The organism is Escherichia sp. 94.0001 (genome assembly GCF_013369155.2).
Taxonomy (GTDB): Bacteria; Pseudomonadota; Gammaproteobacteria; order Enterobacterales; family Enterobacteriaceae; genus Escherichia; species Escherichia coli_F.
This window is the reverse complement of the sequence record NZ_JABWMS020000013.1, coordinates 51,427-77,666: the sequence shown is the minus strand read 5'-3', so window position 1 is coordinate 77,666 and position 26,240 is coordinate 51,427. Positions and strand designations below refer to the sequence as shown.

Genomic DNA, 26,240 nt, shown 5'->3' with positions numbered 1-26,240 from the left:
TGTGTACATTAGCATTAATGAGGGATGATATGTGAGAGACAAAACCAGGGAGGCCATGCGGCTTTTTTTAGGCGGCAGGTGCTACACGGCTGAAAAACTTGAAAAGGATTATCTGGCTGAAGTGGCTAATTACAGTAACGACCGCTGGGAAGCACCGCAACGTGCCTCACGCCTGGCTGCCAGCGTAAAGCGTTACAAGACATCAGAAATGCTGCGCTTTATTTTTGCTACCATTGCCTACGATCCCGATCCAGATTTAACCCCGCTAACTGTGAGACGTTTGTGCAAGGCATTGTTCGGCAGAACCGGAAGCCAGTGGCTGGTTGTTGAAGTTTTTGGGGAGAAGGGGCGTCAGCACCGCAGCGCGGACAGCAATCCGGAGATGGTGGAAAAAATGGCTGCCAGATATCGTCATGCCGCCGAACTACACTGGTCCGCAACGCTGGCAGAAATTGAACGGGTAAAGCGGCTTTATCAGACGAAAATTAAGAAATCCAAAAAATAAGTGGGTTGACTGCCATTGTTGTTCTTCTCCTTCATCATTAATGTTAATGTATGCATACATTAGCATTAATGATGGTGCGTTAAAGTATCACTGGTATAATCTGGTAAAGAACATATTGAGAATGAGAACTTATCATGTCGTCACGCAACTCTGTACATGATTTTATAATGCTGCTCCCGGCGCTGCTGTTGGTTGGGTGGTTAGTTTTGGTGATAATTCTCATGTTTAGGGATGATAAATGTGACAAAACTTACCGTGAAGGTTCGTTTCCCGAATTTATTTGTCTCCATTCTGATCGCTCGTCACTTCGAGAAACCGATTCTGAGAGACTCATTGTCAAATATACAGAAATAAAATCACAAAAATAGGTAAAACCAATAATACTATAGCTAAAAAATAGTTACTTTTCTGTATCACCCTGTCTCTCTCTGCTTTTTCATGGCTACTGTCATATTTATGTCTGTTGCGCGGTTTTGTTACTTTTTCATGACCGAACCCGAAATTTTGCGCGTCAATAAGAGACGTTGTGTAAACTCAGTCCTTTTATCTGGCAGGTTAACCCCTATCAATCTTAGGATGAAACCACGCCATCCTCTGTTTGCCTGGTTATTAATTTCATAAAGACGATTGTTTTCCTCTCGTAGTTTTGTCCACTCTAAACAAAGTGTTATATCATCCAGTTCTGTGATGTGTTTCACTTTTCCATTGACAGTTACAGTGTTTATTCCATTTCCTGTGAGCATCATCTTATGCCTTTTTTATCTTCATTTGGGACCGTGCTTTTCTTCGGAGTATCACTATTCGTTAACTGCTGTTTATCAATAAAATTCCTGATGTTATCAAGTGCTTCCTTTGTTTTTAGAATGCGCTTGATATCCATTTCATCCCGCCCGGTCATTCTTTTTCCGGACAAAAGACGCTCAAGAAGCTCCTGTTTCGCATCAGGAGAATCTTTGGCGAGATCCATCAGGTTAAGCAAATCTTCACGATCGAGAGGAAAGAAGTATTTTACAAAATACTTGAAAAGCGAAAGAAAGTAGTATGCTGTCCATGCAATACAGAAACCGATTCTGAGAAACTCATTGTCAACTATACAGAAATACAGGTATACAATCAGGAGAATAGGTAAAATCCATAATACTATAGCTAAAAAAATATATACGGGGATCAGGCGTCTGTATGCCCGTTCATGTTTATTCAGGATGAATAAAATCTTCTCCGCTTCTGAATCACACATAACATTCTCTTCCCATTTTTTCTGATACGTAATGTCCACCTGTTATCAGGAGTGTTTATTGCCCAGAAATATTCTCCTGCTGTGCCTGCGTCCTGAGCCACTTTTGTTCTAATGTCGCCAGTCTGCGACCGGCACTCTGTGCTTCAGAGTCTGAGACCTGCCCTTTGGGGTGACCATCCAGGCCATAACGTGGGACGCCGGCGACAGCTGTCCGCTGCAGATATACGCGGCGGGATGTGATGCAGGACACTGCACAGAGCCATTCGTCCATGGTCAGTTCTGTCTCCGGGTGTTCTGCCAGAAATGCCGAAATATCATTGCTTATGCCAATTTTCAGGGGAATAAATCCACCACCTTCAGCACGAAGATGAGGAAACAGGGCCTTTATTTTTTCCACGCACTCGTGAGTATACTCACGGGTCCAGTGGGAGGGACGTGGAAAACGGTGTCTTTTCTTTTTCTTCTTCCTGGCTGGCGCTTCGGGGATATGTGTTTCGACGGCAGATGAATTTATTCCGGCGGGGGCTGATTCTGCCGTCTGTTCAGTAAATACAGGTGCGATAATATCTGTTTTTTCGGATAAGGACGGTGGCGAAAAAGTACGACGTTTTTTCACCACAATGACGGGAGTTTTCCTTTCTTCCTGATTTTTTCCCATAAATACCTCGGCTGGCTGGTTTTACTCTTTAATAATATCACAATCCATAAATTAGTAAATTTCCCATCAGGTGATTTTTCATGGCTAATAAGTCCATTCTCTGAATATTTATACTCGAGGTAGTTACAGTTATGGCGTGACAGTCGAATTGATATTCTACTGAACCCTGACAGAAACATGGTTGATATATTCTCTCACTTTAATGTTGTCATGATATAAATAAAAACAATTCATTTGAAAGGATATCAGAAGAAGATATCGGGGCGCACAGTTCATCTCTGCCTTTGTTTCATGGGGGGTTCTTTGTATATTTTACTTACTGTTTAAGCATGTACATAAGGAGTGCTTTCATTATGCCAATGATACTTGTAAAGAAGAATCCCCGGGGCAAAGTGATTCGGGAGCTTAGCAGTGAGGAAGAGACTGCAGTAAAGACGGTCTGTGGACTGAAAAGGCCAGCAACCATGGCACAACATAACCTGGCCAATGATCTTCTCCGGGAAATGCGTGAGTATGATGCATGGTTACAGTGTGACTGTATTCCGGGAGATTCGCCGGCCATGAATTTTGCTGCTCTTAAAAACAATACGGGTACTCTTTATCTGTCCAGTTTTAATCATGAGCATGCACCTGAATGCCCCATGTATCGTCAGTTATCCGGAAATGAAGAGGAAACATCCTTCGGAGCAAGCCGGCATCCCGTTAGCACCCGTATAAATTACAGAAACTTTTTACCACCTGATGACAGTAATTCTGTTATCAGACTGCAGGCCCGCTCTGCTTACCATAATGGTGAGCGCTCCTCCGTTCGCAAGAAACGTCCGCGCCTTGGCCGTTTACTCCTGTCGCTTATTGAAGATGCAGGGCTGAATAAACTGGATTCCCTGGCTAATCCCCGTATCCGGACTAATTATCGTGAGTGTCTTGATGCCATACGGCAGGTTACACTACAGCAGGAGTATATTCGGGGAAGAGCCTTATCTGAAATTATCCATTTCCGGCCAGGAATGTCTGAAAGGTCTCAGGAGCGGTTAATGGAAACGCTGGAGAATTCAGAACGACACTGGCCTGCCAGAAGAAAGCATATGTTCTTTCAGATTTTTATGGCGCAGCACATCTGTCGTGATGCTGTGGAAATTCACTGGGCGAACGGTAATATTCAGGTCATCAGACCTGTGCGGGGGATCAGTATTAATGGTGAAGCGCAGGGCGGAATACGTCCCCCTTACTGGGTTATTCTTGCTTTTTGCCGGAGTGCCGATGGCAGAATCATCTGCAGTGAAGGGTATGCTCATGCTCTTTATCAACTGACATGTCCGGTGCCTGTGGACAGCAAACTGGAACGAAACACGCTCACTGCTCTTCTGAATGTGGCCAGCTGGCTTAAAAGAAAGCCAGGTACGCCGGAATTAAGTCTGGAAAGGCCCCTGTTTGATACAGAAGTTTATGTTAATGGTGAAAAGAAATATGTACTGCCGGATTTCATTGTCACAGCAAGGGCTCCTGACGGAAAGACGGCCAGAGTGGTCATCGAAACGATGGGATATGAAGACAGTGATTACTGCGCGAGAAAATCCAGGCAGCATACCGGCATGAAGCAGATTGGTGTTCTGCATACCGATCCACCGAAATGGCTGGATAACGATCATCCCCCTTTTAAGAAACATATGTACGGTGTTTTTATGCATCTCAGGTACTGAGATATTTTGTGGCTCAGTTCTGTAACTTTTCCCGTAACATTGTCTGTTGTTACGGGAAAGTCCGGTTTTTGTATTGCACCAGAGAATACCCAGACTGTGATGCTGCCACAGTGTCAGCAGGCTTTCTGAACGGTATAACACCACTTCATGTTAATGATAATTACTATCATTAAATCTTGACATGCCATTTTCTCCTTAATAAATTAGTACTGTATATGTATCCATATACGTAAGCAGTTAATTCATTTGTTTTCCTCAGAGGATGAAGGAGATACCGAATGTCTGACCCTGTACGTATTACAAATCCCGGTGCAGAATCGCTGGGATATGATTCAGATGGCCATGAAATTATGGCCGTTGATATTTATGTAAACCCTCCACGTGTCGATGTCTTTCATGGTACCCCGCCTGCATGGAGTTCCTTCGGGAACAAAACCATCTGGGGTGGAAACGAGTGGGTCGATGATTCCCCAACCCGAAGTGATATCGAAAAAAGGGACAAGGAAATCACAGCGTACAAAAACACGCTCAGCGCGCAGCAGAAAGAGAATGAGAATAAGCGTACTGAAGCTGGAAAACGCCTTTCTGCGGCAATTGCTGCAAGGGAAAAAGATGAAAACACACTGAAAACACTCCGTGCCGGAAACGCAGATGCCGCTGATATTACACGACAGGAGTTCAGACTCCTGCAGGCAGAGCTGAGAGAATACGGATTCCGTACTGAAATCGCCGGATATGATGCCCTCCGGCTGCATACAGAGAGCCGGATGCTGTTTGCTGATGCTGATTCTCTTCGTATATCTCCCCGCGAGGCCAGGTCGTTAATCGAACAGGCTGAAAAACGGCAGAAGGATGCGCAGAACGCAGACAAGAAGGCCGCTGATATGCTTGCTGAATACGAGCGCAGAAAAGGTATTCTGGACACGCGGTTGTCAGAGCTGGAAAAAAATGGCGGGGCAGCCCTTGCCGTTCTTGATGCACAACAGGCCCGTCTGCTCGGGCAGCAGACACGGAATGACAGGGCCATTTCAGAGGCCCGGAATAAACTCAGTTCGGTGACGGAATCGCTTAAGACGGCCCGTAATGCATTAACCAGAGCTGAACAACAGCTGACGCAACAGAAAAACACGCCTGACGGCAAAACGATAGTTTCCCCTGAAAAATTCCCGGGGCGTTCATCAACAAATCATTCTATTGTTGTGAGTGGTGATCCGAGGTTTGCCGGTACGATAAAAATCACAACCAGCGCGGTCATCGATAACCGTGCAAACCTGAATTATCTTCTGACCCATTCCGGTCTGGACTATAAACGCAATATTCTGAATGACCGGAATCCGGTGGTGACAGAGGATGTGGAAGGTGACAAGAAAATTTATAATGCTGAAGTTGCTGAATGGGATAAGTTACGGCAACGATTGCTTGATGCCAGAAATAAAATCACCTCTGCTGAATCTGCGATAAATTCGGCGAGAAATAACGTCAGTGCCAGAACAAATGAACAAAAGCATGCAAATGACGCTCTTAATGCCCTGTTGAAGGAAAAAGAGAATATCCGTAGCCAGCTTGCTGACATCAATCAGAAAATAGCTGAAGAGAAAAGAAAAAGGGATGAAATAAATATGGTAAAGGATGCCATAAAACTCACCTCTGATTTCTACAGAACGATATATGATGAGTTCGGTAAACAAGCATCCGAACTTGCTAAGGAGCTGGCTTCTGTATCTCAAGGGAAACAGATTAAGAGTGTGGATGATGCACTGAACGCTTTTGATAAATTCCGTAATAATCTGAACAAGAAATATAACATACAAGATCGCATGGCCATTTCTAAAGCCCTGGAAGCTATTAATCAGGTCCATATGGCGGAGAATTTTAAGCTGTTCAGTAAGGCATTTGGTTTTACCGGAAAAGTTATTGATCGTTATGATGTTGCTGTGGAGTTACAAAAGGCTGTAAAAACGGACAACTGGCGTCCATTTTTTGTAAAACTTGAATCACTGGCAGCAGGAAGAGCTGCTTCAGCAGTTACAGCATGGGCGTTTTCCGTCATGCTGGGAACCCCTGTAGGTATTCTGGGTTTTGCAATTATTATGGCGGCTGTGAGTGCGCTTGTTAATGATAAGTTTATTGAGCAGGTCAATAAACTTATTGGTATCTGACACATAATGATGCCCTTTCATTTTCCTGAAAGGGCTTTGCAGAGTATAAAAATTAAGTAAATGGCAACCACAGGAACTGATATAACGAAACAGAATAATTCAAATATTGCAGTTAAGCTTCCGCCAACTGGATTTGTAAAGAAGTCTTTTTGCCAGAATTCTTTCCCTGTAAACCTTATTACCATTTTCTGTATTATCCTCATTGAAAAAGGAAAAGTAATGGCACTGATAATGCATCCGATGAACGCATAAAACATTCTTGCATTTTCCTGGTTATCTTTCCATCCCAGATAAAAAACTGTAAGAATAATGAGGATTGGTATCAGGCTTTTCAGTAAATACTTTACAGATATATCCAGTTTCATCTGGTTTCTCCTTTATTGTTATCGTGTACCGGTGCGTGATAACATAATCACAGCATGATAATAATAATCAATAACAATAAGCTGTGTCACGTTTACATCATGGAACGGAGGTGCTCCTGTGACCTTTGAGCAGAAAAAAGCCCGGGCCATTGCCCTGATGGACAGCAAAAAGATGTGGCGGAGCAATTATGCCCCTCCTCTTCTGCGTATTCTCTGGCGGCTGGGTATCCGGCTTCCGCCATTACCCTTTATGCCGTTCTGGCAGGTCGCGGTGCTGACGGGGGGCTTATGGGGCACTTCCTGGGGATGTGCAATGTGGTTTATCTACTGGGGGCCGTCAGGAATGGTGGCAGGTGAGGCCATTATTATAAGTATCACGGGTGGTTTTTTGTTCGGACTGCTCACGGCCTCTTTCCACTGGTGGCGCAGGAAAGTTAACCGGCTGCCACCATGGGATGACGTGTAAACCATGCAGGCATGTTTTTACGGGACGCTACTTTCATTTATCTGTACGCGAACCTCTATTCCTGCGTCATGACAGGCCTGCAGCCACTGCGCCACTTCCAGCGGATCGCCCTCCAGGCATACCACCCTGCCTTCTTTATTCCATAACTGCAGACAGGTGCTGCCGTCGAGACGCACCACAAAATCCCCACGGCAGGCCTGATACGTTATGCCGTTCAGCTCTACCGCCAGATCAGTGGCAGAAGTGCCGTCTGCGGGCAGACCTGCTGCCGGGACCAGCGGCAGTACGACGACTTCTGCCGCACGCTGTTCTGCCCGGAGGCGGTCCTGTTCTGCCAGCAGCAGAGGCTGTGCCACGGCCCGGCCGGCGTCCGTCAGCTCGACAGCCAGCTGCAGATTCGGGGCGCGCAGGGTACGCAGCCAGCCGGCATCCTCCAGACGACGGCAGGAGGCGCGCAGGTTTGGCCCGTAGACCGGGGCTTCCCCGCTTCGCTCCAGCACCCGTTCTATGTCCCGCGTCAGCACGGGTCCCGGCCGTTTTTCATCAAGGGCAGCCAGCACAATCAGCACTCTCCGCTGCAGTGGCGACGGTCGGCGGCTCTGAGTCATTAACTGTCACCCTCCGACCAGATGAGTTTTTTGAGGCGCTGATAATCGGTATCGATGCGTTCCCGGGCCTGTGCGTGATTGTTCTGTGGCGCACCATGAATGGCCAGTTCATACCACAACCACAGCAGAGCTGAGGCCTTCAATTCACTAATACACCTGGCGCTCTGGTTGTCCAGCCCACATTCACGGATATTTTTTTCCGCTATTCGGGTTAGTTGCTCATAGCTGAGTGAAAACACCCTTTCTTCATCCATCCTGCACGCTCCATCTGATAATGTTCTGACAGGTAAAAATCATGTCATGTATGATTTATGTATTCTTAGTTTCTGATAATATCAGATATTGTTTCATTTATAATGATGAAAATCATATCTGATATGATTTTATGTGTATTGCTAAATTATCATATCAGTTGCCCGTTTCCCGTCGTGCAGATCCGGTTTCCGGCGGTTCCGGAGATTTAAATTCCATCGGTACTGACAGGGCGTTAAACACAGGTATTATCGAACGGTTCTGTTTTCTAATGCTAAGCTGCAAACCAGCTGCCCATGCCGTCAATACAGATGCACCGATGCGCTTGCGTGGCTTTTCAGGGAGATAAAGTTATGGCCGATCCATTCAATCTGCAGACCGATGTGGTCAGGCAGCATACGGTTCCCCGTTTTTTACTGAAGCATTTCAGTACGCCGGGAAAGGGTAAGCGGCAGCGCTTATACGCCTTTGACAAGGCTGCCGGGCGCGCCTATGCCACCACGCCGGATGACGCGACCGTCCGCAACACGTTCTACAACCTCGATAATCACCCGGACCGTCTGAGTCTTGAACCACTGCTGGGGATTTACGAGCACCACGCGGCACCGGTAATTGCAGCCCTGCTGGCGCACAGGGATATTCGCAGGCTGACAGATGATGAACGCTACAGGCTGGCCGTGTTTGTTGCCGTGCAGCGCGCACGAACCTTCGGTGAACTGGAGCGTATCTCAGGCATGATTTCGGTGCTTACCGATAAGATGGAGGCCATCGGCTCGACTAAAGAGCAGGCCATGGAAACCCTGGGCCTGTCGTCCGGGGGCGATACCAAGGATATTTTTCTGCGGCAGCTCGTCCAGCAGGTGTCACATATTGATCTCCTGCTGAAAAAGGACTGGTACCTTCTGGAAACCAGGCCAGAACGTCCGTTTTACGTATCAGACAATCCCGTAGTGCTTAAGAACAGCAATGACTTCGGTCCGTACGGTAATCTTGGTCTGGCCGTTCGCGGGATACAGATTTACCTCCCCCTGTCATCGACGCTGATGCTGGCCATGTATTGCCCCTCCATCCGTGAACAGATGGTTCGTCAAAAGCAGCATCTTCAACATCTGCTCGCCAGGGCGCCGCATCTTATCCCCCGTCACATTCGGCCTTTTGAAAGACTGGAACATATCCGGAGGTATACGGACTATCTTCTTATGCCGCTTACCCCGGAGCATGTCACGCATTACAATTCCCTGCAGGTGGAGTTCGCGGAGCAGTACGTGTTCTGCGGTGAAAAGGATTTCTCTCTGGTTGAGAGAATGCTGGCCGATAGTGAACGCTACCGGACTGGCCCGCGGTTTACGTTTTAGTCCGAATTCCGGCCTCACCTGTGCCGGAAAATGACGGCGGGAGCCCCTGTTGTACAGAGGAGTTTTGCCGTGTTGCACCCACGCGAAAGCGGCAGTGGTCACAGGGACCACCGCCGTAAGGAGATGGTGAGTATCTGTTGACATTCACCATCAGTTCGTGTAGCGTTGCGGCTACTTACTTTAGCAGAGTAAATCTTCGGCAAGTGGCGGTAACCACTTTACCGATACCCCAGAGTAGTCCGCGCTTTACTGGCGTGACCCATAGTGCCGAAACCGCAAATTTCGACACTATAAAGGCCTTCAGCCAGGGCACTACAAACCAGACCACCGCAGCACAGAGACCCACATAGGCCATAAGAAGCAAAATACAGAGACAGGCGCTCCAGTATTGCTTCTGGCAAATATGGTCCCTGGTTCCGATAACCAGGCGTTTAACGGTGGAGAAAATCGTCCAAATAAAATGGATTTCAGTCTGGAATGGGAATAGAACCGTTCCCTCGGTGTCTAACAAGTTTTTCATAGAACCCTCCCGGGTAAGTATTTACAAAAGTAACTGTCTTGATTTTGGTCATCTCAATAACCTCGTTTTTAAGTCAAAAGGCACCCGGCGCCTCACACACGTGAACGCTGTTAATGCCGTACAGAATGTTTTATCTTTCAGCTCTGTTATGATGTGTTCATTCGCATCCTCCTGTTTGTCATACCGATTTTAAGCTCGTTCCGGGGGCTCCCCGGAAAAAAATCCAAAAAAATCCGGGCCGGAATGGTGATAACCAGTCTGGCGGGAAATAAACGGATCTTGTTGGGGTGGAGCGGGACGGAACAATACTATGAGAGTAATGTTAACAGAAATCACCGCCTTTGTCAAGGCGCACTTATCCATTAAAGCAACTATAGCATAGTAATACTGATGTCCATTTAGCAAAAAGTGCTATCCGTCGTTCTGCTGTATGTCTATTTTCCTTCACCTCCGGGCAACCTGGCGAATACATTTTTACTTTTTTTGCCCCCTGCCCCCTCAGAGTACCGAGACGAAGAGATGGGCACTGTTGCAAATAGTCGGTGGTGATAAACTTATCATCCCCTTTTGCTGATGGAGCTGCACATGAACCCATTCAAAGGCCGGCATTTTCAGCGTGACATCATTCTGTGGGCCGTACGCTGGTACTGCAAATACGGCATCAGTTACCGTGAGCTGCAGGAGATGCTGGCTGAACGCGGAGTGAATGTCGATCACTCCACGATTTACCGCTGGGTTCAGCGTTATGCGCCTGAAATGGAAAAACGGCTGCGCTGGTACTGGCGTAACCCTTCCGATCTTTGCCCGTGGCACATGGATGAAACCTACGTGAAGGTCAATGGCCGCTGGGCGTATCTGTACCGGGCCGTCGACAGCCGGGGCCGCACTGTCGATTTTTATCTCTCCTCCCGTCGTAACAGCAAAGCTGCATACCGGTTTCTGGGTAAAATCCTCAACAACGTGAAGAAGTGGCAGATCCCGCGATTCATCAACACGGATAAAGCGCCCGCCTATGGTCGCGCGCTTGCTCTGCTCAAACGCGAAGGCCGGTGCCCGTCTGACGTTGAACACCGACAGATTAAGTACCGGAACAACGTGATTGAATGCGATCATGGCAAACTGAAACGGATAATCGGCGCCACGCTGGGATTTAAATCCATGAAGACGGCTTACGCCACCATCAAAGGTATTGAGGTGATGCGTGCACTACGCAAAGGCCAGGCCTCAGCATTTTATTATGGTGATCCCCTGGGCGAAATGCGCCTGGTAAGCAGAGTTTTTGAAATGTAAGGCCTTTGAATAAGACAAAAGGCTGCCTCATCGCTAACTTTGCAACAGTGCCGGATTGAATATAACCGACGTGACTGTTACATTTAGGTGGCTAAACCCGTCAAGCCCTCAGGAGTGAATCATGACCGTAGTCACGACCGCCGATACCTCCCAACTGTACGCACTTGCAGCCCGACATGGGCTCAAGCTCCATGGCCCGCTGACTGTCAATGAGCTTGGGCTCGACTATAGGATCGTGATCGCCACCGTCGACGATGGACGTCGGTGGGTGCTGCGCATCCCGCGCCGAGCCGAGGTAAGCGCGAAGGTCGAACCAGAGGCGCGGGTGCTGGCAATGCTCAAGAATCGCCTGCCGTTCGCGGTGCCGGACTGGCGCGTGGCCAACGCCGAGCTCGTTGCCTATCCCATGCTCGAAGACTCGACTGCGATGGTCATCCAGCCTGGTTCGTCCACGCCCGACTGGGTCGTGCCGCAGGACTCGGAGGTCTTCGCGGAGAGCTTCGCGACCGCGCTCGCCGCCCTGCATGCCGTCCCCATTTCCGCCGCCGTGGATGCGGGGATGCTCATCCGTACACCGACGCAGGCCCGTCAGAAGGTGGCCGACGACGTTGACCGCGTCCGACGCGAGTTCGTGGTGAACGACAAGCGCCTCCACCGGTGGCAGCGCTGGCTCGACGACGATTCGTCGTGGCCAGATTTCTCCGTGGTGGTGCATGGCGATCTCTACGTGGGCCATGTGCTCATCGACAACACGGAGCGCGTCAGCGGGATGATCGACTGGAGCGAGGCCCGCGTTGATGACCCTGCCATCGACATGGCCGCGCACCTTATGGTCTTTGGTGAAGAGGGGCTCGCGAAGCTCCTCCTCACGTATGAAGCGGCCGGTGGCCGGGTGTGGCCGCGGCTCGCCCACCACATCGCGGAGCGCCTTGCGTTCGGGGCGGTCACCTACGCACTCTTCGCCCTCGACTCGGGTAACGAAGAGTACCTCGCTGCGGCGAAGGCGCAGCTCGCCGCAGCGGAATGAGCGAACGTCGATATAGCCCGCTCGCGACGCTGTTCGCGGCGACCTTTCTCTTCCGGATCGGCAACGCGGTGGCGGCCCTCGCGCTTCCATGGTTCGTCCTGTCTCATACAAAGAGCGCGGCCTGGGCGGGCGCCACGGCCGCTAGCAGCGTCATCGCGACCATCATCGGCGCGTGGGTTGGTGGTGGCCTCGTCGATCGGTTCGGGCGCGCGCCCGTCGCATTGATCTCGGGTGTGGTGGGCGGCGTGGCCATGGCGAGCATCCCACTGCTCGATGCCGTTGGCGCCCTCTCGAACACTGGGCTGATCGCTTGCGTGGTGCTCGGTGCCGCGTTCGACGCACCCGGTATGGCCGCGCAGGACAGTGAGCTGCCCAAACTCGGCCACGTCGCCGGGCTCTCCGTTGAGCGCGTCTCGTCACTGAAAGCGGTGATCGGGAACGTCGCGATTCTAGGTGGCCCGGCCCTTGGGGGGGCCGCAATCGGCCTGCTTGGCGCTGCGCCAACGCTCGGGCTGACGGCGTTCTGCTCCGTCCTTGCAGGTCTGCTCGGCGCGTGGGTGCTTCCCGCGCGTGCCGCTCGGACGATGACCACGACGGCGACTCTCTCCATGCGCGCCGGCGTCGCTTTTCTCTGGAGCGAACCCCTGCTGCGCCCTCTCTTTGGTATAGTGATGATCTTCGTGGGCATCGTTGGCGCCAACGGCAGCGTCATCATGCCTGCGCTGTTTGTAGATGCAGGACGCCAAGTAGCAGAGCTCGGGCTGTTCTCCTCAATGATGGGGGCTGGTGGTCTCCTTGGCATTGCCATTCATGCGTCGGTCGGCGCCCGGATATCAGCGCAGAACTGGCTGGCGGTGGCATTTTGTGGCTCTGCGGTGGGCTCGCTTCTGCTTTCACAGTTGCCAGGCGTGCCGGTGCTGATGTTGTTGGGCGCGCTCGTGGGACTGCTGACCGGCTCAGTCTCTCCCATTCTCAACGCTGCCATCTACAACCGCACGCCGCCAGAACTTCTCGGCCGGGTACTCGGCACGGTCTCGGCGGTGATGCTGTCAGCCTCGCCCATGGTTATGCTTGCGGCCGGCGCGTTTGTCGACCTTGCTGGTCCGCTCCCTGGCCTCGTTGTATCGGCCGTGTTTGCGGGGCTCGTGGCTCTACTCTCGCTCCGTCTTCAATTTGCTACAATGGCGGCGGCAGCCACAGCCTCCGCCCCAACCCATACAGAAGGTGAACACTGATGCCCCGCCCCAAGCTCAAGTCCGATGACGAGGTACTCGAGGCCGCCACCGTAGTGCTGAAGCGTTGCGGTCCCATAGAGTTCACGCTCAGCGGAGTAGCAAAGGAGGTGGGGCTCTCCCGCGCAGCGTTAATCCAGCGCTTCACCAACCGCGATACGCTGCTGGTGAGGATGATGGAGCGCGGCGTCGAGCAGGTGCGGCATTACCTGAATGCGATACCGATAGGCGCAGGGCCGCAAGGGCTCTGGGAATTTTTGCAGGTGCTCGTTCGGAGCATGAACACTCGCAACGACTTCTCGGTGAACTATCTCATCTCCTGGTACGAGCTCCAGGTGCCGGAGCTACGCACGCTTGCGATCCAGCGGAACCGCGCGGTGGTGGAGGGGATCCGCAAGCGACTGCCCCCAGGTGCTCCTGCGGCAGCTGAGTTGCTCCTGCACTCGGTCATCGCTGGCGCGACGATGCAGTGGGCCGTCGATCCGGATGGTGAGCTAGCTGATCATGTGCTGGCTCAGATCGCTGCCATCCTGTGTTTAATGTTTCCCGAACACGACGATTTCCAACTCCTCCAGGCACATGCGTAAACGGAGGTGTGCAGAGTCCCTGCGGCAGGCGACGAACACGACCGTCGTCGATTAGTACCGGTACGGTCGGTGGTATCGAAGTCTTGATCACCACTCAGGTCTACGGCTTACAAATGGTGACCATCCCGATACTTGCGTCAGAGCACCGGGCCGATTCTTTGACAGTGAATCACTCCCGTAAGGTTGTGCCGGTGTGGGTGTCCCGGGTCGAGACGATACTCCGCCAATGCGCCCAGCAAACAACCTGGCCATCGCAGGTGGTGGGGAGCGGTGTGGCGGATGAGTTGGACAAGTTGGTGTAGCAGCACGAGCACGGCGAGATAACATCGCAGGAGTTCGACATGCTCAAGAGACAGCTGATTGCGAATCGCGATGCAGATTCATAACCCGATTGCGGGTTGGCTTCACTCCACCATCACCGAGCAGACTAGCACGGCGGGCTCTGTTGCAAAGATTGGCGGCAGTCAGAGGTAGGCTGTCGCTCTGCGCCGATCAGGCGGCTGCTGCGAAATGGTGGTTGAGCATGCCCATGGCCTCCGTCAGCGCCGAGGGCCCAATGCCAAAAGCTCTCTCCACAAGGCGCACCTCGCCCCTGATGCCGGGCTGCAGGCACCAGGGGCGAGCCTGTCCTTTGCGCAGGGCTCGCATGACTTCGAATCCCTTGATCGTGGCATAGGCCGTGGGGATCGATTTGAAACCGCGCACCGGCTTGATCAGTATCTTGAGCTTTCCGTGATCGGCCTCGATCACGTTATTGAGATACTTCACCTGCCGGTGGGCCGTCTCCCGGTCCAGCTTTCCTTCGCGCTTCAATTCGGTGATCGCTGCACCATAGCTCGGCGCTTTGTCGGTATTGAGCGTGGCAGGCTTTTCCCAGTGCTTCAGGCCTCGCAGGGCCTTGCCCAGGAACCGCTTCGCTGCCTTGGCGCTGCGGGTCGGCGACAGGTAGAAATCGATCGTGTCGCCCCGCTTGTCGACTGCCCGGTACAGGTAGGTCCACTTGCCCCGCACCTTGACGTAGGTTTCATCCAGGCGCCAGCTCGGATCAAAGCCACGCCGCCAGAACCAGCGCAGCCGCTTCTCCATCTCCGGGGCGTAGCACTGGACCCAGCGATAGATCGTCGTATGGTCGACCGAAATGCCGCGTTCCGCCAGCATTTCCTCAAGGTCGCGATAGCTGATCGGATAGCGACAATACCAGCGCACCGCCCACAGGATCACATCACCCTGGAAAGGCGCCACTTGAAATCCGTCATCGTTCCGTCCGTCCAATCTCCGCCAAGCATGCTCAAGCTTCACGATTTTTGCAACAGAGCCCACACGAGTATTGAGCATAGTCGAGATTGGTGCAGATCACTTCTGATATTGAACTGTCAGGAGCTGGCTGCACAACAGCCATTACGCCCAATCAACTGGTGCAGTCGTCTTCTGAAAATGACAATCCAGTTAGGGTATAGCTCAACCTGACATAGAAGCAAAAACTCAACCACCTTCTACCAACTCTCCGAACAGCTCCTTGACCTTTGTTTTCGCATCAGCAAGTGCAGTTCTGCCTTGTTCAGTGATGTCATAAACACGCCGTTCACGTCGCCCGGTGCGTTCGTGGCGTGAGGTCAGATAGCCTTTTTTTTCCAGGCCGTGCAGCATCGGGTACACGGTGCCAGCGCTCATCTCGTAGCCGTGTCGGCGTAGCTCTTCGATGATCCCCAGCCCAAAGACAGGTTCCTCGGCTGCATGGTGAAGGATGTGCAGGCGGATCAAACCGCCGTAGAGGTCTTTGTCAGTCATTTTTTGTGCCTCACAGAGCGACGCTCAACAGCCACCCAGCTGCACCGCTACCGAGGACAACCAGCCACGGCGGGAGCTTCCAGAACATAAGTGCGACAAGGGCAACTAATGCCAAGCCGAAGTCTTGCGGCTGAAAGATGGCGCTAGTCCATACAGGCTGATACAGCGCGGCCAGCAGCAAGCCGACTACAGCGGCATTGATCCCGGCCAGCGCAGCTTGGATGCCTGTATTGCGGCGCAAACGCTCCCAAAATGGCATTGATCCGACGACCAGCAAGAACGAGGGCGCGAAGATAGCCAGCAGACACACAATGCCGCCGATCCAGCCCGACGGGGCGGTGTTCATCGAGGCACCAAGAAACGCGGCGAACGTGAACAAAGGGCCGGGCACCGCTTGAGCTGCCCCGTACCCCGCGAGAAAGGATTCATTGTTGACCCAGCCGGAGGGCACCACTTCGGCTTGCAGTAATGGCAGCACAACGTGACCACCGCCGAACACCAGTGATCCGACACGATAGAAGGAATCCACCATTGCCATGGTTTGACTTGGCATCAGTTCGGCCAACACCGGCAGGCCAATCAGCAAGACAAAGAACAGCGAGAGCCAAAGCACGCCGGCCCGGTGACTGACCGTGATAGGTAGGGGGTCATGCTCAACAACTTTCGCTGGCTTGAACAATAACCGGCCTGCGATGCCTGCGATAGCAATCACGCCAACCTGTCCCCACGCGGACGGCACAAGTAAAACGACGCAGGTAGCAATTGCCATGATGGTGACTCGCAGCCCATCCGTGCATAGGTTACGCGCCATGCCCCATACTGCTTGAGCGACCACGGCCACAGCCACCACTTTTAAGCCATGCAACGCGCCCTGCGAGACGTAATCGCCATAGCTGGAGATGCCGAGCGCAAAAAGGATCAAGGCTATGGCAGACGGCAGCGTGAAGCCAGCCCAAGCAGCCAGCGCCCCGCTGTATCCAGCCCGAGACAGTCCTACCGCTATGCCGACCTGGCTGCTTGCAGGCCCTGGCAAGAACTGACAAAGCGCGACCAAGTCAGCATAGCTCCGTTCGGAGAGCCAGCGCCGCCGTGTGACAAATTCGGCGCGGAAGTAGCCCAAGTGCGCAATGGGGCCGCCAAAAGATGTCAATCCAAGCCGCAGAAAAATAAGAAAGACCGACCATGGTCTGCTGTCATCGGTAGGGTTATTCGTCATACTTTCGCCTTCATGATCTGCAACGAGTTGATCAATAATAAGCGAAATTCGATAACGAAATTCGATATAAATCTAGAAAAAAATACCTCTATGTGTACTACGCAGTTTTAGCTGTGGCTTTCACAGGAGCACGCTTACTTACGGCTTAGCGTGCTTTATTTTCCGTTTTCTGAGGCGATCCCTTTTATGGCACGGCGCTCGACGCCGACCTTCGGACGCGCGGCGTAAGCACGCTTGTCATGGCCGGGATAAGCACCACCGGCGTTGTTCTTTCAAGCGTCGCCTGGGCTAGTGATGCGGACTACGACGTGCGTTTGGTCCAGGACTGCTGCTACGACCCGGATCGGGATGCCCACGAAGCTCTGTTGCGTTCCGGGTTCGGCGGACGTGTACAGGTCGTGTAATTTTCGGGCCTCGCATGATCGCGGCCATAGCCGCAGGTGGATTGGTGCGAGGCAGGGCCAGTCCAAGTCAGGGTGCGGTCATCGCGGCGCCTGCAACTCTCAAAAACCCATCGCCGTAGCGGAGGTCTTGTAATCGCATGTCATTACGCACGCCCGATTTATTGTTCACAGCGATAGCACCTGCCATTTGGGGCAGCACCTACATTGTCACCACCCAATACCTGCCGAACTTCTCACCGATGACGGTCGCGATGCTGCGGGCGTTGCCGGCGGGTTTATTGCTCGTGATGATCGTCCGACAGATTCCAACGGGAATCTGGTGGATGCGCATCTTCATCCTCGGCGCACTTAATATTTCGCTATTCTGGAGCTTGTTGTTTATTTCGGTCTACCGCCTGCCGGGCGGGGTCGCGGCGACGGTAGGCGCTGTGCAGCCGCTGATGGTCGTGTTCATCTCTGCCGCTCTGCTAGGTAGCCCGATACGATTGATGGCGGTCCTGGGGGCTATTTGCGGAACTGCGGGCGTGGCGCTGTTGGTGTTGACACCAAACGCAGCGCTAGATCCTGTCGGCGTCGCAGCGGGCCTGGCGGGGGCGGTTTCCATGGCGTTCGGAACCGTGCTGACCCGCAAGTGGCAACCTCCCGTGCCTCTGCTCACCTTTACCGCCTGGCAACTGGCGGCCGGAGGACTTCTGCTCGTTCCAGTAGCTTTAGTGTTTGATCCGCCAATCCCGATGCCTACAGGAACCAATGTTCTCGGCCTGGCGTGGCTCGGCCTGATCGGAGCGGGTTTAACCTACTTCCTTTGGTTCCGGGGGATCTCGCGACTCGAACCTACAGTTGTTTCCTTACTGGGCTTTCTCAGCCCGGGGACCGCCGTGTTGCTAGGATGGTTGTTCTTGGATCAGACGCTGAGTGCGCTTCAAATCATCGGCGTCCTGCTCGTGATCGGGAGTATCTGGCTGGGCCAACGTTCCAACCGCACTCCTAGGGCGCGTATAGCTTGCCGGAAGTCGCCTTGACCCGCATGGCATAGGCCTATCGTTTCCACGATCAGCGATCGGCTCGTTGCCCTGCGCCGCTCCAAAGCCCGCGACGCAGCGCCGGCAGGCAGAGCAAGTAGAGGGCAGCGCCTGCAATCCATGCCCACCCGTTCCACGTTGTTATAGAAGCCGCATAGATCGCCGTGAAGAGGAGGGGTCCGACGATCGAGGTCAGGCTGGTGAGCGCCGCCAGTGAGCCTTGCAGCTGCCCCTGACGTTCCTCATCCACCTGCCTGGACAACATTGCTTGCAGCGCCGGCATTCCGATGCCACCCGAAGCAAGCAGGACCATGATCGGGAACGCCATCCATCCCCGTGTCGCGAAGGCAAGCAGGATGTAGCCTGTGCCGTCGGCAATCATTCCGAGCATGAGTGCCCGCCTTTCGCCGAGCCGGGCGGCTACAGGGCCGGTGATCATTGCCTGGGCGAGTGAATGCAGAATGCCAAATGCGGCAAGCGAAATGCCGATCGTGGTCGCGTCCCAGTGAAAGCGATCCTCGCCGAAAATGACCCAAAGCGCGGCCGGCACCTGTCCGACAAGTTGCATGATGAAGAAGACCGCCATCAGGGCGGCGACGACGGTCATGCCCCGGGCCCACCGGAACGAAGCGAGCGGGTTGAGAGCCTCCCGGCGTAACGGCCGGCGTTCGCCTTTGTGCGACTCCGGCAAAAGGAAACAGCCCGTCAGGAAATTGAGGCCGTTCAAGGCTGCCGCGGCGAAGAACGGAGCGTGGGGGGAGAAACCGCCCATCAGCCCACCGAGCACAGGTCCCGCGACCATCCCGAACCCGAAACAGGCGCTCATGAAGCCGAAGTGCCGCGCGCGCTCATCGCCATCAGTGATATCGGCAATATAAGCGCCGGCTACCGCCCCAGTCGCCCCGGTGATGCCGGCCACGATCCGCCCGATATAGAGAACCCAAAGGAAAGGCGCCGTCGCCATGATGGCGTAGTCGACAGCAGCGCCGGCCAGCGAGACGAGCAAGACCGGCCGCCGCCCGAAACGATCCGACAGCGCGCCCAGCACAGGTGCGCAGGCAAATTGCATCAACGCATACAGCGCCAGCAGAATGCCATAGTGGGCGGTGACGTCGTTCGAGTGAACCAGATCGCGCAGGAGGCCCGGCAGCACCGGCATAATCAGGCCGATGCCGACAGCGTCGAGCGCGACAGTGCTCAGAATTACGATCAGGGGTCTGTTGGGTTTCACGTCTGGCCTCCGGACCAGCCTCCGCTGGTCCGATTGAACGCGCGGATTCTTTATCACTGATAAGTTGGTGGACATATTATGTTTATCAGTGATAAAGTGTCAAGCATGACAAAGTTGCAGCCGAATACAGTGATCCGTGCCGCCCTGGACCTGTTGAACGAGGTCGGCGTAGACGGTCTGACGACACGCAAACTGGCGGAACGGTTGGGGGTTCAGCAGCCGGCGCTTTACTGGCACTTCAGGAACAAGCGGGCGCTGCTCGACGCACTGGCCGAAGCCATGCTGGCGGAGAATCATACGCATTCGGTGCCGAGAGCCGACGACGACTGGCGCTCATTTCTGATCGGGAATGCCCGCAGCTTCAGGCAGGCGCTGCTCGCCTACCGCGATGGCGCGCGCATCCATGCCGGCACGCGACCGGGCGCACCGCAGATGGAAACGGCCGACGCGCAGCTTCGCTTCCTCTGCGAGGCGGGTTTTTCGGCCGGGGACGCCGTCAATGCGCTGATGACAATCAGCTACTTCACTGTTGGGGCCGTGCTTGAGGAGCAGGCCGGCGACAGCGATGCCGGCGAGCGCGGCGGCACCGTTGAACAGGCTCCGCTCTCGCCGCTGTTGCGGGCCGCGATAGACGCCTTCGACGAAGCCGGTCCGGACGCAGCGTTCGAGCAGGGACTCGCGGTGATTGTCGATGGATTGGCGAAAAGGAGGCTCGTTGTCAGGAACGTTGAAGGACCGAGAAAGGGTGACGATTGATCAGGACCGCTGCCGGAGCGCAACCCACTCACTACAGCAGAGCCATGTAGACAACATCCCCTCCCCCTTTCCACCGCGTCAGACGCCCGTAGCAGCCCGCTACGGGCTTTTTCATGCCCTGCCCTAGCGTCCAAGCCTCACGGCCGCGCTCGGCCTCTCTGGCGGCCTTCTGGCGCTCCTGCTGCGGCGTCCGCTCGTGGGCCGTGGCGCGGGTCCGCGCGCCGGCCTCGTGCGCCTGGCGCTCGCGGGCGAGGTCCAGGGCGGCCGTCTTCACGTTCTGCCTTGCGCAGATGAGATAGGGGAGCCCGCAGAATTCGGAAAAAATCGTACGCTAAGGTTTTCCGGGCATCCGTAAGGGCCGAAACTTCCCGTCTTCCAGTCTGCGGCTCTGCCGCCAGACGTAATCGCCGGTTAGGTTGATGTGCTCCCAGCCCAGCGGCGACAGGAATTGCAGCAGCTCGCCGTCCACCGGCTTGCCGGCCTCGACCAACCCCTGGGTGGCGCGTTCCAGGTACACCGTGTTCCACAGCACGATAGCCGCCGTCACCAGGTTGAGGCCGCTGGCCCGGTAGCGCTGCTGCTCGAAGCTCCGATCCCTGATTTCCCCAAGGCGGTTGAAGAACACCGCCCTGGCCAGCGAGTTGCGCGCCTCACCTTTGTTCAGGCCGGCATGCACGCGGCGGCGCAGTTCAACACTTTGCAGCCAGTCCAGGATGAACAGCGTGCGCTCGATCCGGCCCAGCTCGCGCAGGGCCACGGCCAGTCCGTTCTGGCGCGGGTAGCTGCCGAGCTTGCGCAGCATCAGCGAGGCGGTGACGGTGCCCTGCTTGATCGAGCTGGCCAGGCGCAGGATGTCGTCCCAGTGGGCACGCACGTGCTTGATGTTCAGGGTGCCGCCGATCAGCGGGCGCAACGTCGGGTAGGCTTGCACGCCCTGCGGCACGTACAGCGGCACTGTTGCAAATAGTCGGTGGTGATAAACTTATCATCCCCTTTTGCTGATGGAGCTGCACATGAACCCATTCAAAGGCCGGCATTTTCAGCGTGACATCATTCTGTGGGCCGTACGCTGGTACTGCAAATACGGCATCAGTTACCGTGAGCTGCAGGAGATGCTGGCTGAACGCGGAGTGAATGTCGATCACTCCACGATTTACCGCTGGGTTCAGCGTTATGCGCCTGAAATGGAAAAACGGCTGCGCTGGTACTGGCGTAACCCTTCCGATCTTTGCCCGTGGCACATGGATGAAACCTACGTGAAGGTCAATGGCCGCTGGGCGTATCTGTACCGGGCCGTCGACAGCCGGGGCCGCACTGTCGATTTTTATCTCTCCTCCCGTCGTAACAGCAAAGCTGCATACCGGTTTCTGGGTAAAATCCTCAACAACGTGAAGAAGTGGCAGATCCCGCGATTCATCAACACGGATAAAGCGCCCGCCTATGGTCGCGCGCTTGCTCTGCTCAAACGCGAAGGCCGGTGCCCGTCTGACGTTGAACACCGACAGATTAAGTACCGGAACAACGTGATTGAATGCGATCATGGCAAACTGAAACGGATAATCGGCGCCACGCTGGGATTTAAATCCATGAAGACGGCTTACGCCACCATCAAAGGTATTGAGGTGATGCGTGCACTACGCAAAGGCCAGGCCTCAGCATTTTATTATGGTGATCCCCTGGGCGAAATGCGCCTGGTAAGCAGAGTTTTTGAAATGTAAGGCCTTTGAATAAGACAAAAGGCTGCCTCATCGCTAACTTTGCAACAGTGCCATCGGTAGTGCTGGAGCGAGTCTGACAGAAGTAATATTGCTTAAATCAATGTTCAGAATGCCCATGATAATCGCATTTCTGACGGTTATCTTAGGTATGGCAATCCTTATGGGATATTTAACGCAATTTTTGTTTTAATCCTTATGAGAAGGGATTTTTGCGTCAATATGAAAATCCCTTCAGTCTTACGGCGCGGTTCTAACGGTGTAGCCCTTTTATTGTTATCCCTAAACCACCTCCTAGGGAGGTGGTGATTGATCCTGTAAGGCTATAGCCTGAAGAATGCCCATGTCGGAATATCTCTGCTTACTGACCACAAGTAAAAGCAACTGTTCTACCAGCAGCCTGCAAAAAACATATAAGCTGATCTGAAAGGAATACTTCACAATGAATATTATTGTGTTTGTAACCTGCTGTTATCGCGATGAAATTACCGTTCAGTTTTTTCGGTTGACGCGGACTGTTCCTGCATGGTTTTCATCTTTAGCTTCTGTTGTTCCCTTACTGCCAGCCAGCGTCTGGCATTCAGCGCATCGCATTCTGATACCTGACCTGCTGGTAGTCCATCCAGTCCATAACGAGGGATACCTGCGACAGCAGTACGCTGCAGATATACCTGTCGGGTGGTGATGCAGGATATTGCACAGGACCATTCATCCAGTGTCAGTTCTGTCTCAGGGTGTTCTGTCAGGAATGCGGCAAAATCATTGGTTATGCCAATTTTCAGTGGAAGAAATCCTCCGCCTTCTGCGCGAAGATGGGGAAACAGAGACTTCACTTTTTCCACGCAATCGTGAGTAAATTCATGAGTCCAATGAGGCTGGCGTGGAAAACGGCGTCTTTTCTTTTTTTTCTTACAGGCAGGAGCATCAGGGGTATGAGTATCGACGGCAGGCGAACTGATCCCCTCAGAGACTGATTCTTCCATCTTTTCTGTCTCTGAACGTGCGATAACACCTGTTTTTTCAGATAAGGAAGGGGGTAAAAGAGTGCGACGTTTTTTCACCATAATGATGGGTGTTTTCTTTTCTTCCTGATATTTCCCCATAAAAACCTCTACGATGTGTTCTTATATAATAATATATATCATATTTTCACGATTAACATAATATCTTCGTTAAGAAAACAACAGAGCAAAATTTGTTTTTTTTTGACAGGCATGAAATGAGCCAGCATAATTATATTAATTATTATCCCAAATGAGTTTTTGTATTTGCTCATTCGGGATGGTTGGATATTTTAAGTTATATCTACTGTATCATTCTCAGGTAATCGTTCCATTAAATCAGAAACTACGGGCTGTAACCAGTCAGTGACTTCACTCACATACTGATGCCATTCGGGATGCCTGGAGGCCAGATCCATCACTCGTGTTAACCCGGACGGACGATCAATGCCCAATTTAGTTAAAATATTCGAGATATAATTATGAGCATCAAGTTCAACTCTGATATCCCTTGCTGCTTCGATTATTTCTAAATATTCGCCACCCAATCCGTCCAGTGGGACATTTGTAATAAGATAATGAATGTATTGTTCAGGCTTAACCCCATTTGGGAGATTAAATTGTTTTACTTTTCCTTCCGCTGCCGCTTTTAACTCATAAGTTCGTGATTCTGTGCCGGTGAAAACTTTATCAAGAGCAGTTTTCTTTTCATTTTCTGTGGAATATTTATCGCCATCAAGAATATAAAGTTTACCAGATAGATTGTCACCACGAATAAGGGTACTGGCAAGTAGAGTGAATGCGTTTGAAGCTGCGCCAAATTTAAATATTTTTACATATTTGCTGGCCTTAAGTGAAGAACATATTTTATTTATTATGGCAACAGCTAAGTCATCTTCTACATATATTTCAATAGGCGTCGTTGATTCACCTGTTAATCTGTTTATAGCATCAGGTTTTGTTTCTTCAAATGAATAACTACGGCCTTGAATGTTTACGACGTGTCTTATATTTATCTTGTCTGATAAAGTGGTTATCATTTCTCTATGGGTAGTAAAGATGATTTGTTTGTTTTTATCTTTGGCATGAGATGATATGACTTCTATTAACTTTTTCAATGCTTCGTCATGCAACAATAAATCTAATTCATCAATTAATATTAAGGCGTTCTTGTCCGCTTTCAATATTGTTTCCAGAATTAAAAATATCTTTTGCTCTCCTGCGCTCATACTCAATGATGAGTAGGCCAGTCCCCCTGACTCAACTCCAATCAATATTTTTCCATTGGGTTGTTGATGCTGATTGAAACTTGTGTATGGTTTATTAAGTATATAGGAGGCGTAATGAAGAATGTTTGTTATTAAATCATTACTGACACTGCTGGTTTCATACTGAATATTATTCTTTTTTTCTGATTCTATTATAGGAACACATTTATCAATGCCAAGATAGTAAACTTCTCTTAAAGGACGACGAGCATAAATCTGAATCCATCGTGAGCCTCGAATATCTGCTTTTCCATAATTTTTCAATTCATTTTCAATCATTACCCCATCTTTACGATAAGTTAAATTTACAATGAAGTCACTGCCGTTCCATTCAGCATGTGGGCTGCGTGGAAAAAAATGCATTAACCGATGGTCTTCACCGGGGAAACCTTCTTCAGGCATGTATATGCTTGCTATAGCATGGAGTATTGTTGATTTTCCGCTTCCATTTGGACCTAAAATTGCGGTTAACGCATGAGGTTTAAAAATAATCTCGTTTAATCCATTTATACATTTTAGTTTGTTAATTTTAATGGAGTTCAAGACTTGACCAGTAATGGTTTTTTTATTTTTTTCTGCCATTTTCAAATCCTAGCATTATGTTGGGGGGATTCACCATGTAATTCAGAAACATATAACTGTGAACAGGGGATATATCAAATCCTTTTAATATTCTATTTGGCACAGTATTCTACATCAGGCCTCTTTTATGCTACAGACTTTTTGAGATGTCTGTAATTTTAGACTTAATGTTATGACTGATCATATCTCCTATCCACTGGTGGCGCAGGAAAGTTAACCAGCTGCCACCATGGGATGATGTGTAAACCGTGCTGGTATGTTTTTACGGGGTGACGCTTTCATTAACCTGTACACGAACCTCCATTCCGGCATCGTGACAGGCCTGCAGCCACTGCGCCACTTCCAGCGGATCGCCCTCCAGGCGTACCACCCTGCCTTCTTTATTCCATAACTGCAGACAGGTGCTGCCGTCGAGACGTACCACAAAATCCCCACGGCAGGCCTGATACGTTATGCCGTTCAGCTGCACCGCCAGATCAGTGGCAGAAGTGCCGTCTGCGGGCAGACCTGCTGCCGGGACCAGCGGCAGTACGACGACTTCTGCCGCACGCTGTTCTGCCCGGAGGCGGTCCTGTTCTGCCAGCAGCAGAGGCTGTGCCACGGCCCGGCCGGCGTCCGTCAGCTCGACAGCCAGCTGCAGATTCGGGGCGCGCAGGGTACGCAGCCAGCCGGCATCCTCCAGACGACGGCAGGAGGCGCGCAGGTTTGGCCCGTAGACCGGGGCTTCCCCGCTTCGCTCCAGCACCCGTTCCAGGTCCCGCGTCAGCACGGGGCCCGGCCGTTTTTCATCAAGCGCAGCCAGCACAATCAGCACTCTCCGCTGCAGTGGCGACGGTCGGCGGCTCTGGGTCATTACCTGTCATCCTCCGGCCAGATGAGGTTTCTGAGGCGCTGAAAGTCGGCGTCAATGAGCTCCTGTCTCTTTATGGCATTCATTGAGGCATAGCCATTTATGGCCAGTTCATGCCAGAAGATCAGCACGGCTCCGGCTTTGGCTGACTCGCAGAGATAAATCGCGCCCTGGCTGTCCAGATTGCATTCCCGGATGCGTTTTTCCGCAAACCGGGTCAGTTGTTCATAGCTGAGTGAAAACACCCTTTCTTCATCCATCCTGCACGCTCCATCTGATAATGTACTGACAGGTAAAAATAATATCCTGCATGATTTGTGTGCTCATGATTTCTGATAATATCAGATATTGTTTTATCATCAATGATGAAAACCATATCTGATATGATTTTATATATATTTCTTAATTATCATATCATTTGCGTCTTTTCTGCCGCGCAGATCCAG

At 52.1% G+C, this 26,240-nt stretch carries 27 protein-coding genes and 4 pseudogenes; 14 read left to right on the top strand and 17 right to left on the bottom strand.

The features are described from left to right. Nucleotides 1–31 precede the first annotated feature (31 nt). Nucleotides 32–505, top strand: coding sequence for a hypothetical protein (locus HEN33_RS09365; RefSeq protein WP_001334658.1), 474 nt, complete (start codon nucleotides 32–34; stop codon nucleotides 503–505). 476 nt (nucleotides 506–981) lie between these two features. Here the strand turns inward: HEN33_RS09365 and HEN33_RS09360 are convergent, their stop codons facing one another. From HEN33_RS09360 to HEN33_RS09350, 3 genes are read right to left on the bottom strand one after another with little or no spacing between them, the layout of a single operon-like run. Further along, a complete protein-coding gene (locus HEN33_RS09360) occupies nucleotides 982–1,248 on the bottom strand; it encodes a hypothetical protein (RefSeq protein ID WP_000955263.1) in 267 nt (88 codons plus the stop codon). Beyond that, nucleotides 1,248–1,742, bottom strand: coding sequence for a hypothetical protein (locus HEN33_RS09355; protein WP_001459505.1), 495 nt, complete (start codon nucleotides 1,740–1,742; stop codon nucleotides 1,248–1,250). The genes HEN33_RS09360 and HEN33_RS09355 overlap by 1 nt, the downstream gene beginning before the upstream one ends. A 55-nt stretch (nucleotides 1,743–1,797) precedes the next feature. Then, the gene (locus tag HEN33_RS09350; RefSeq protein ID WP_000517695.1) at nucleotides 1,798–2,400 is read right to left on the bottom strand and encodes a ProQ/FINO family protein; all 603 of its coding nucleotides are present in this window, start codon (nucleotides 2,398–2,400) and stop codon (nucleotides 1,798–1,800) included. Nucleotides 2,401–2,753: 353 nt separating this feature from the next. Between HEN33_RS09350 and yagA the strand changes: the two genes are divergently transcribed. Both yagA and HEN33_RS09340 read left to right on the top strand, forming a co-directional pair. Continuing rightward, a complete protein-coding gene (gene yagA, locus HEN33_RS09345; protein WP_001132032.1) occupies nucleotides 2,754–4,100 on the top strand; it encodes a protein YagA in 1,347 nt (448 codons plus the stop codon). A gap of 278 nt (nucleotides 4,101–4,378) precedes the next feature. Beyond that, entirely contained in the window at nucleotides 4,379–6,259 is a 1,881-nt protein-coding gene (locus HEN33_RS09340; protein WP_001283341.1) for a colicin Ia central receptor-binding domain-containing protein, read from the top strand. Nucleotides 6,260–6,276: 17 nt separating this feature from the next. Here HEN33_RS09340 and HEN33_RS09335 read toward each other — a convergent pair whose 3' ends face one another. Next, complete coding sequence (locus HEN33_RS09335; RefSeq protein ID WP_000762570.1) at nucleotides 6,277–6,624, bottom strand: colicin 1B immunity protein; 348 nt, start codon at nucleotides 6,622–6,624, stop codon at nucleotides 6,277–6,279. Nucleotides 6,625–6,742: 118 nt separating this feature from the next. Between HEN33_RS09335 and HEN33_RS09330 the strand changes: the two genes are divergently transcribed. After that, a complete protein-coding gene (locus HEN33_RS09330) occupies nucleotides 6,743–7,090 on the top strand; it encodes a DUF6404 family protein (protein WP_000142436.1) in 348 nt (115 codons plus the stop codon). 17 nt (nucleotides 7,091–7,107) lie between these two features. Here the strand turns inward: HEN33_RS09330 and HEN33_RS09325 are convergent, their stop codons facing one another. Both HEN33_RS09325 and HEN33_RS09320 read right to left on the bottom strand, forming a co-directional pair. Continuing rightward, complete coding sequence (locus HEN33_RS09325; RefSeq protein WP_000194550.1) at nucleotides 7,108–7,698, bottom strand: hypothetical protein; 591 nt, start codon at nucleotides 7,696–7,698, stop codon at nucleotides 7,108–7,110. Continuing rightward, complete coding sequence (locus HEN33_RS09320; RefSeq protein ID WP_000343103.1) at nucleotides 7,698–7,952, bottom strand: hypothetical protein; 255 nt, start codon at nucleotides 7,950–7,952, stop codon at nucleotides 7,698–7,700. The genes HEN33_RS09325 and HEN33_RS09320 overlap by 1 nt, the downstream gene beginning before the upstream one ends. A 351-nt stretch (nucleotides 7,953–8,303) precedes the next feature. Here HEN33_RS09320 and HEN33_RS09315 point away from each other — a divergent pair, with 351 nt between their 5' ends. Beyond that, the gene (locus tag HEN33_RS09315) at nucleotides 8,304–9,305 is read left to right on the top strand and encodes a DUF4238 domain-containing protein (RefSeq protein WP_000774874.1); all 1,002 of its coding nucleotides are present in this window, start codon (nucleotides 8,304–8,306) and stop codon (nucleotides 9,303–9,305) included. Between the two features lie 175 nt (nucleotides 9,306–9,480). Here HEN33_RS09315 and HEN33_RS09310 read toward each other — a convergent pair whose 3' ends face one another. Beyond that, the gene (locus tag HEN33_RS09310) at nucleotides 9,481–9,825 is read right to left on the bottom strand and encodes a hypothetical protein (RefSeq protein ID WP_000793307.1); all 345 of its coding nucleotides are present in this window, start codon (nucleotides 9,823–9,825) and stop codon (nucleotides 9,481–9,483) included. A gap of 585 nt (nucleotides 9,826–10,410) precedes the next feature. Here HEN33_RS09310 and HEN33_RS09305 point away from each other — a divergent pair. The 4 genes from HEN33_RS09305 (at nucleotide 10,411) to mphR(A) (ending at nucleotide 13,961) form a co-directional block, all read left to right on the top strand. After that, a complete protein-coding gene (locus HEN33_RS09305; protein WP_001067855.1) occupies nucleotides 10,411–11,115 on the top strand; it encodes an IS6-like element IS26 family transposase in 705 nt (234 codons plus the stop codon). Nucleotides 11,116–11,236: 121 nt separating this feature from the next. Continuing rightward, nucleotides 11,237–12,142, top strand: coding sequence for an Mph(A) family macrolide 2'-phosphotransferase (locus HEN33_RS09300; RefSeq protein WP_000219391.1), 906 nt, complete (start codon nucleotides 11,237–11,239; stop codon nucleotides 12,140–12,142). Beyond that, entirely contained in the window at nucleotides 12,139–13,377 is a 1,239-nt protein-coding gene (mrx(A), locus tag HEN33_RS09295) for a macrolide resistance MFS transporter Mrx(A) (protein ID WP_000004159.1), read from the top strand. Before HEN33_RS09300 ends, mrx(A) begins: the two co-directional genes overlap by 4 nt. Next, on the top strand, nucleotides 13,377–13,961 hold the full coding sequence (gene mphR(A), locus HEN33_RS09290) for a macrolide-binding transcriptional repressor MphR(A) (RefSeq protein ID WP_001137892.1): 585 nt from the start codon (nucleotides 13,377–13,379) through the stop codon (nucleotides 13,959–13,961). The genes mrx(A) and mphR(A) overlap by 1 nt, the downstream gene beginning before the upstream one ends. Before the next feature lie 492 nt (nucleotides 13,962–14,453). On the opposite strand, the gene HEN33_RS09285 is transcribed toward mphR(A), so the two are convergent. From HEN33_RS09285 to chrA, 4 genes and pseudogenes are all read right to left on the bottom strand, one after another. Continuing rightward, a complete protein-coding gene (locus HEN33_RS09285; RefSeq protein ID WP_194313491.1) occupies nucleotides 14,454–15,233 on the bottom strand; it encodes an IS6-like element IS6100 family transposase in 780 nt (259 codons plus the stop codon). Nucleotides 15,234–15,334: 101 nt separating this feature from the next. Beyond that, nucleotides 15,335–15,400, bottom strand: a pseudogene (locus HEN33_RS09280) (EAL domain-containing protein); the annotation flags it as partial. A 43-nt stretch (nucleotides 15,401–15,443) separates the two neighbouring features. Then, nucleotides 15,444–15,749: a PadR family transcriptional regulator gene (locus tag HEN33_RS09275; protein WP_000130000.1), complete on the bottom strand. Its 306-nt coding sequence runs from the start codon at nucleotides 15,747–15,749 to the stop codon at nucleotides 15,444–15,446. Between the two features lie 10 nt (nucleotides 15,750–15,759). Further along, nucleotides 15,760–16,965: a chromate efflux transporter gene (gene chrA, locus HEN33_RS09270; RefSeq protein WP_000184001.1), complete on the bottom strand. Its 1,206-nt coding sequence runs from the start codon at nucleotides 16,963–16,965 to the stop codon at nucleotides 15,760–15,762. 188 nt (nucleotides 16,966–17,153) lie between these two features. Between chrA and HEN33_RS09265 the strand changes: the two are divergent. Further along, nucleotides 17,154–17,369: pseudogene (locus tag HEN33_RS09265) on the top strand (cysteine hydrolase family protein); the annotation flags it as partial. Nucleotides 17,370–17,506: 137 nt separating this feature from the next. Continuing rightward, on the top strand, nucleotides 17,507–18,391 hold the full coding sequence (locus HEN33_RS09260; protein ID WP_000058717.1) for a DMT family transporter: 885 nt from the start codon (nucleotides 17,507–17,509) through the stop codon (nucleotides 18,389–18,391). A gap of 31 nt (nucleotides 18,392–18,422) precedes the next feature. Here the strand turns inward: HEN33_RS09260 and tet(A) are convergent, their stop codons facing one another. Then, nucleotides 18,423–19,622: a tetracycline efflux MFS transporter Tet(A) gene (tet(A), locus tag HEN33_RS09255; protein ID WP_000804064.1), complete on the bottom strand. Its 1,200-nt coding sequence runs from the start codon at nucleotides 19,620–19,622 to the stop codon at nucleotides 18,423–18,425. 105 nt (nucleotides 19,623–19,727) lie between these two features. Between tet(A) and tetR(A) the strand changes: the two genes are divergently transcribed. Next, entirely contained in the window at nucleotides 19,728–20,378 is a 651-nt protein-coding gene (gene tetR(A) / locus HEN33_RS09250) for a tetracycline resistance transcriptional repressor TetR(A) (RefSeq protein WP_000164043.1), read from the top strand. A 331-nt stretch (nucleotides 20,379–20,709) separates the two neighbouring features. Here the strand turns inward: tetR(A) and HEN33_RS09240 are convergent. Further along, nucleotides 20,710–21,327: pseudogene (locus HEN33_RS09240) on the bottom strand (Tn3 family transposase); the annotation flags it as partial. A gap of 64 nt (nucleotides 21,328–21,391) precedes the next feature. Here HEN33_RS09240 and HEN33_RS09235 point away from each other — a divergent pair. Next, entirely contained in the window at nucleotides 21,392–22,096 is a 705-nt protein-coding gene (locus HEN33_RS09235; RefSeq protein ID WP_001067855.1) for an IS6-like element IS26 family transposase, read from the top strand. A 52-nt stretch (nucleotides 22,097–22,148) separates the two neighbouring features. Then, nucleotides 22,149–22,286: pseudogene (locus HEN33_RS09230) on the top strand (permease); the annotation flags it as partial. Between the two features lie 292 nt (nucleotides 22,287–22,578). Here the strand turns inward: HEN33_RS09230 and HEN33_RS09225 are convergent. The 4 genes from HEN33_RS09225 to HEN33_RS09210 form a co-directional block, all read right to left on the bottom strand. Continuing rightward, nucleotides 22,579–23,196 carry a ProQ/FINO family protein gene (locus HEN33_RS09225; protein WP_000521603.1) on the bottom strand — a complete coding sequence of 206 codons (618 nt, stop codon included), beginning with the start codon at nucleotides 23,194–23,196 and terminating at the stop codon, nucleotides 22,579–22,581. Nucleotides 23,197–23,387: 191 nt separating this feature from the next. Further along, nucleotides 23,388–24,944: an AAA family ATPase gene (locus HEN33_RS09220; RefSeq protein ID WP_000818556.1), complete on the bottom strand. Its 1,557-nt coding sequence runs from the start codon at nucleotides 24,942–24,944 to the stop codon at nucleotides 23,388–23,390. 262 nt (nucleotides 24,945–25,206) lie between these two features. Then, entirely contained in the window at nucleotides 25,207–25,797 is a 591-nt protein-coding gene (locus HEN33_RS09215; RefSeq protein WP_000194575.1) for a hypothetical protein, read from the bottom strand. After that, entirely contained in the window at nucleotides 25,797–26,054 is a 258-nt protein-coding gene (locus HEN33_RS09210) for a hypothetical protein (RefSeq protein WP_000343085.1), read from the bottom strand. The genes HEN33_RS09215 and HEN33_RS09210 overlap by 1 nt, the downstream gene beginning before the upstream one ends. Between the last annotated feature and the right edge of the window lie 186 nt (nucleotides 26,055–26,240).

Bases quoted from the DNA above. Each gene is read 5' to 3' on its own strand.
- HEN33_RS09360 (WP_000955263.1), bottom strand. From the start codon at position 1,248: ATGCTCACAGGAAATGGAATAAACACTGTAACTGTCAATGGAAAAGTG.
- HEN33_RS09355 (WP_001459505.1), bottom strand. From the start codon at position 1,742: ATGTGTGATTCAGAAGCGGAGAAGATTTTATTCATCCTGAATAAACAT.
- HEN33_RS09350 (WP_000517695.1), bottom strand. From the start codon at position 2,400: ATGGGAAAAAATCAGGAAGAAAGGAAAACTCCCGTCATTGTGGTGAAA.
- yagA (WP_001132032.1), top strand. From the start codon at position 2,754: ATGCCAATGATACTTGTAAAGAAGAATCCCCGGGGCAAAGTGATTCGG.
- HEN33_RS09340 (WP_001283341.1), top strand. From the start codon at position 4,379: ATGTCTGACCCTGTACGTATTACAAATCCCGGTGCAGAATCGCTGGGA.
- HEN33_RS09335 (WP_000762570.1), bottom strand. From the start codon at position 6,624: ATGAAACTGGATATATCTGTAAAGTATTTACTGAAAAGCCTGATACCA.
- HEN33_RS09325 (WP_000194550.1), bottom strand. From the start codon at position 7,698: ATGACTCAGAGCCGCCGACCGTCGCCACTGCAGCGGAGAGTGCTGATT.
- HEN33_RS09320 (WP_000343103.1), bottom strand. From the start codon at position 7,952: ATGGATGAAGAAAGGGTGTTTTCACTCAGCTATGAGCAACTAACCCGA.
- HEN33_RS09315 (WP_000774874.1), top strand. From the start codon at position 8,304: ATGGCCGATCCATTCAATCTGCAGACCGATGTGGTCAGGCAGCATACG.
- HEN33_RS09310 (WP_000793307.1), bottom strand. From the start codon at position 9,825: ATGAAAAACTTGTTAGACACCGAGGGAACGGTTCTATTCCCATTCCAG.
- HEN33_RS09305 (WP_001067855.1), top strand. From the start codon at position 10,411: ATGAACCCATTCAAAGGCCGGCATTTTCAGCGTGACATCATTCTGTGG.
- HEN33_RS09300 (WP_000219391.1), top strand. From the start codon at position 11,237: ATGACCGTAGTCACGACCGCCGATACCTCCCAACTGTACGCACTTGCA.
- HEN33_RS09275 (WP_000130000.1), bottom strand. From the start codon at position 15,749: ATGACTGACAAAGACCTCTACGGCGGTTTGATCCGCCTGCACATCCTT.
- chrA (WP_000184001.1), bottom strand. From the start codon at position 16,965: ATGACGAATAACCCTACCGATGACAGCAGACCATGGTCGGTCTTTCTT.
- HEN33_RS09260 (WP_000058717.1), top strand. From the start codon at position 17,507: ATGTCATTACGCACGCCCGATTTATTGTTCACAGCGATAGCACCTGCC.
- HEN33_RS09235 (WP_001067855.1), top strand. From the start codon at position 21,392: ATGAACCCATTCAAAGGCCGGCATTTTCAGCGTGACATCATTCTGTGG.
- HEN33_RS09225 (WP_000521603.1), bottom strand. From the start codon at position 23,196: ATGGGGAAATATCAGGAAGAAAAGAAAACACCCATCATTATGGTGAAA.
- HEN33_RS09220 (WP_000818556.1), bottom strand. From the start codon at position 24,944: ATGGCAGAAAAAAATAAAAAAACCATTACTGGTCAAGTCTTGAACTCC.
- HEN33_RS09215 (WP_000194575.1), bottom strand. From the start codon at position 25,797: ATGACCCAGAGCCGCCGACCGTCGCCACTGCAGCGGAGAGTGCTGATT.
- HEN33_RS09210 (WP_000343085.1), bottom strand. From the start codon at position 26,054: ATGGATGAAGAAAGGGTGTTTTCACTCAGCTATGAACAACTGACCCGG.